The organism is Acinetobacter sp. UBA2063, from assembly GCF_002333245.1.
In the GTDB taxonomy this organism is placed as follows: Bacteria; Pseudomonadota; Gammaproteobacteria; order Pseudomonadales; family Moraxellaceae; genus Acinetobacter; species Acinetobacter parvus.
The window spans coordinates 1-3,959 of sequence record NZ_DDAH01000198.1; the positions used below are offsets into that span (position 1 = coordinate 1).

Consider the following 3,959-nt stretch of genomic DNA (forward strand, 5'->3'; position numbering starts at 1 on the left):
AAATTTACGGATCCATCTCTAAATTGAGCTTTAATGTGATTTTATTCACATAAATATTGAAAATATAATGCTGCTTTTGATTGTAAATAAATGTAAATATATTTCTTGTTAAACTGTATTAAAACATATTTTATGAAATTTAAATTTATTATAAGTGTATGATAAAGAAAGTTTTTAAACTTTCTTTATCAATTATTATTTAATTAATGTGCAAGTAATTGACTGTAAGAATAATACATGAATAGTAAAATGACCAATGCAATGACTGGGGAAAGTAGATAGGACCAGGCTGGAACATCTGGCTGTTCAACCTCAATTTCTTCAGTGTGATGGATGCTAGGTTGTGCCTGATGAACCATTTGATTGAACTCCTGCATGGTGGTTTCCAGTGAAATATCTTGCTGCTCAACAGGTTTGGAGCCTTTCAGTTCGGTGAGCTGGTTAGTTGACCAAACCCAGTCTTCTGCCTGTCCAGACAAGTGCTCGATTTGTCCAAGCAAAAGCTCTGTGAGTCCTGTTTGTCCAAAGCTTCCTGTCTGGTCAAGTTGATTGAGTTCAGTAAACTGTAGACTCAATACCTCTGAGATACTGGGCTCTAGCTCGGCTGGGCTAAGTGCAGATTTATTATGTTTGGAGGTAGTGAGGTGTCGGGCAATTTCCTGAATATAAAGCGGGTCGGCAGCCTTGATTTCATGATAAAGTTTTTTTGGGTCTTGTCTCCAAATGCTAATCAGTTGTCCTAGTGTCAGCACATTGACTTCATGAATATAAAATTGCTTTTCTTTGGGAGAATACTGGCTAAAAAGCTGTGGTTTTTGAAGCTTAATTTGTTCGGAAAAGTATTGAACTAAGTCGAATGCCATCGTCTATTTCCTCGTTTAATCTAAAATTCTAAGAGAAGGTTTCTTTTTACTTGGTTCTGCTTCTTTTTTTGTTTCACTCGCCTGGGCAACATGTGTATCTTCAATGTCCGCATATTCAGCTGGGTCGAAAAATAAACCCTGTCCATTTTCTTTGGCGTAAATTCCCAGCATCGCCCGAACAGGCACATAAATTTCTTTTGCTACTCCACCAAAACGTGCCGAGAACGTAATGGCTTCGTTACTCATGTGCAGAGCATGGATTGCATGTGGGGCAAGGTTCAGAACAATTTGTCCATCTTTTACGAACTGTACTGGAACATCGGTATGAGGTTGTGTGGCATCAACCAATAAGTAGGGGGTCAACTGGTTGTCACAAATCCATTCATAAATGGCGCGGGCAAGATAGGGACGTGTTGGGGTAATGGTTATTTGCTCAGACATAATTAAAAAACTTATTAAATCGTAGAAATGAAGTCATTGTAGCTGTTTTTTTCTTGGGCTGTCATTGATTTAATAAAAGATGATCGGCTAAAGATGCGCTGGCAATACAGGAAAATTGGACGGCAGTGTTGTGGAGGAAGTTCTATCCCCATGCTTTTTAAACGCAGGAAAATGGGTGCAAGCATACAATCCAGAATAGAGAAATTTTCAGACATGAAAAATGGAAAATGTTGAAATAATGGGGTCAGCGAGATCAGGGTATCTCTCAATTCTTTCTGTGCCTTTTGTTTTTGTGTGGGATTGAGTGTGTCTGCGTGACGGAGCATGTGGTCAGCCAGTTGAAACCAGTCCTGTTCAAAACGCCAGATATATTGGCGCTGCTCAGCCCGCGCCATTGGTGCATCGGCATAGAGCTTGTTCTGGCGATAACGGTCATCAAGATATTCTGCAATCACGTTTGCCGAGAAGAGTTTTAGATTTTGCTCAATGAGCATTGGCAACTGGTTGTATGGATTCAGGTCGGCTAAGTCTTCATCTTCATGGTCGGTAATGATGAGCTGATACTTGATCTGTTTTTCAGCAAGTAAAAAACGAATCCAGTGTGAACGGAAATCATCTGCATGACTATAAAGCGTAATACCTTGAACAGGCGTATTTTCAACCGATGACATATCACAAAGCTAGAGATATAAACGGATTAGCATACTAAAAAAATGCTGGAAAAGCATCTTTGTGACACTAAAGTGCCCAGAAATAAAAAACCTCGGAAAAATCCGAGGTTTTTTGTCCAACTCAATAAATGATTAACGTTTAGAGAATTGAGGACGTTTACGTGCTTTACGTAAACCAAGTTTCTTACGTTCAACTTCACGAGCATCACGAGTAACGAAACCAGCTTGACGAAGAGCAGGTTTTAAAGTTTCGTCAGCAGCGATCAACGCACGGGTAATACCGTGACGGATTGCGCCAGCTTGACCACCGATACCACCACCCTTAACAGTGATGTAAAGGTCATATTTTTCAGTTGCTTCCAAAAGCTCTAAAGGCTGACGCACAACCATACGAGCAGTTTCACGACCGAAATATTGCTCTAAAGTACGATTGTTGATTACGAGTTTGCCTGTACCAGCAGATAAGAAAACACGTGCAGTTGCGGTCTTACGGCGACCTGTACCATAATTAGTAGCCATGTGCTGTATCCCTTAGATGTCCAAAACTTGTGGCTGTTGAGCAGTATGAGGATGCTCGCTACCAGCGTACACTTTCATCTTCTTGATCATCGCGTAACCAAGAGGACCTTTTGGCAACATACCTTTTACAGCACGTTGGAAGATTTCTTCTGGTTTGTGTGCAACTAATTTTTCAAAATTAGTTTCACGAATACCCCCAGGGAAACCAGTGTGGCGATAGTATTTCTTATCAAGTGATTTGTTACCAGTCACCTGAACTTGTTCAGCATTGATTACGACGATGTAATCGCCAGTGTCAACGTGAGGGGTATAAGAAGTTTTGTGTTTACCGCGTAAACGACGGGCGATTTCAGTCGCAAGACGACCTAAAGTTTTGCCAGAAGCATCAACAACGTACCAGTCGTGTTGAACTTCAGCTGGCTTAGCGCTGAGAGTTTTCATTAACCACTACCTATTATAGTTGGTTTGGGCAAGGAATCACCCAAACAAAAGGAGACCGAATTCTATATGAATTTGAAAAAGTGTACAAGAACAATTCGATGAGGATGCCATATTTTGCTGTAAAGTGACTGATTTTGTAACTATGGCGTCATGAATTTCAGACTACATTATTTCCCTTGTGACAGTATGGGATTTACCCTATCATTTTTATATCAATTAATTGAAATAAATAGAAGTATCTAGCTCTCTTGGGAACCTTTTATGAAACTGTCGTTTGCCACAAAAATTGCTGTAGTCAGCCTGCTAATTGGCGTTTGCTCTACACAAGCAAACGCACGGCGACTATATAAGTGGGTGGACCAGAGCAGTGTGACCAATTATTCTGAATTTAAACCTAAAGAAGGGACAGAACGCAAGCTGGAAGTTTTGGAAAGCCGTGGTAATGATCATGTTGATCCAGCGATGGCGGTAACCGCAGAAATGAAACCGATTGAGATTCCTGTGGATATGGTCAATCCAGCCAGTTCACCTGTGGCAACCAATCCCAATTCGCAAACGATTTATAAACAGGGAGTCATTACTGAGCCTTATACGCGCCCAGCAAGTGCTGTGGTGCCAACCCAGCCAATCATTGAGAAAAAAGAACCTGTCACCACACAACATCAGTTAATTAACCCTGAAAAACAGGGAAGGACTGCAATTGCAGAAAGAGCAGCGAGTACAGTTGTGGCAACTGTAGAAAAAGCGAAAAAGGAAGAGCCAGTTGTGGCGGCTGTACAACCAGAGAAAAAAGTACAAATCAAGGTCAATCCGTGGACACGTACGGTGGATGCTGTTCCATCAAATTTGGTGCCTGAAAACCTACCTAGAACATTAAGTGGTAATCCTGAGAAGTAATCGCCATACTGAGTGTGATAAAGCTTGGAAACTCGGATGATTATGCTTCCTTTATATGTCACATCAGGTGAACCTGCGGGGATTGGTCCTGATATTTGCTTAAGTTTGGCTGGGCGAGTGGATGAGC

Annotated in this window: 7 protein-coding genes; 2 read left to right on the forward strand and 5 right to left on the reverse strand. The window is 41.1% G+C overall.

From position 1 onward, the window contains the following. Positions 1 to 203 precede the first annotated feature (203 nt). From B4H32_RS09645 to rplM, 5 genes are all read right to left on the reverse strand, one after another. The gene (locus B4H32_RS09645; RefSeq protein ID WP_004683195.1) at positions 204 to 863 is read right to left on the reverse strand and encodes a hypothetical protein; all 660 of its coding nucleotides are present in this window, start codon (positions 861 to 863) and stop codon (positions 204 to 206) included. Positions 864 to 878: 15 nt separating this feature from the next. Next, positions 879 to 1,304 carry a ClpXP protease specificity-enhancing factor gene (locus tag B4H32_RS09650; protein ID WP_004675483.1) on the reverse strand — a complete coding sequence of 142 codons (426 nt, stop codon included), beginning with the start codon at positions 1,302 to 1,304 and terminating at the stop codon, positions 879 to 881. 14 nt (positions 1,305 to 1,318) lie between these two features. Then, complete coding sequence (locus B4H32_RS09655; RefSeq protein WP_004675484.1) at positions 1,319 to 1,975, reverse strand: glutathione S-transferase N-terminal domain-containing protein; 657 nt, start codon at positions 1,973 to 1,975, stop codon at positions 1,319 to 1,321. Between the two features lie 132 nt (positions 1,976 to 2,107). Beyond that, on the reverse strand, positions 2,108 to 2,494 hold the full coding sequence (gene rpsI, locus B4H32_RS09660) for a 30S ribosomal protein S9 (RefSeq protein WP_004675485.1): 387 nt from the start codon (positions 2,492 to 2,494) through the stop codon (positions 2,108 to 2,110). Between the two features lie 12 nt (positions 2,495 to 2,506). Beyond that, a complete protein-coding gene (rplM, locus tag B4H32_RS09665; protein WP_004675486.1) occupies positions 2,507 to 2,935 on the reverse strand; it encodes a 50S ribosomal protein L13 in 429 nt (142 codons plus the stop codon). A 261-nt stretch (positions 2,936 to 3,196) separates the two neighbouring features. Between rplM and B4H32_RS09670 the strand changes: the two genes are divergently transcribed. Next, a complete protein-coding gene (locus B4H32_RS09670) occupies positions 3,197 to 3,832 on the forward strand; it encodes a hypothetical protein (RefSeq protein WP_004683192.1) in 636 nt (211 codons plus the stop codon). A gap of 36 nt (positions 3,833 to 3,868) precedes the next feature. Beyond that, positions 3,869 to 3,959, forward strand: a 91-nt coding sequence (locus B4H32_RS09675) for a hypothetical protein (RefSeq protein ID WP_286802655.1), incomplete at its 3' end; no start/stop codon positions are given.

Bases quoted from the DNA above. Each gene is read 5' to 3' on its own strand.
- B4H32_RS09645 (WP_004683195.1), bottom strand. From the start codon at position 863: ATGGCATTCGACTTAGTTCAATACTTTTCCGAACAAATTAAGCTTCAA.
- B4H32_RS09650 (WP_004675483.1), bottom strand. From the start codon at position 1,304: ATGTCTGAGCAAATAACCATTACCCCAACACGTCCCTATCTTGCCCGC.
- B4H32_RS09655 (WP_004675484.1), bottom strand. From the start codon at position 1,975: ATGTCATCGGTTGAAAATACGCCTGTTCAAGGTATTACGCTTTATAGT.
- rpsI (WP_004675485.1), bottom strand. From the start codon at position 2,494: ATGGCTACTAATTATGGTACAGGTCGCCGTAAGACCGCAACTGCACGT.
- rplM (WP_004675486.1), bottom strand. From the start codon at position 2,935: ATGAAAACTCTCAGCGCTAAGCCAGCTGAAGTTCAACACGACTGGTAC.
- B4H32_RS09670 (WP_004683192.1), top strand. From the start codon at position 3,197: ATGAAACTGTCGTTTGCCACAAAAATTGCTGTAGTCAGCCTGCTAATT.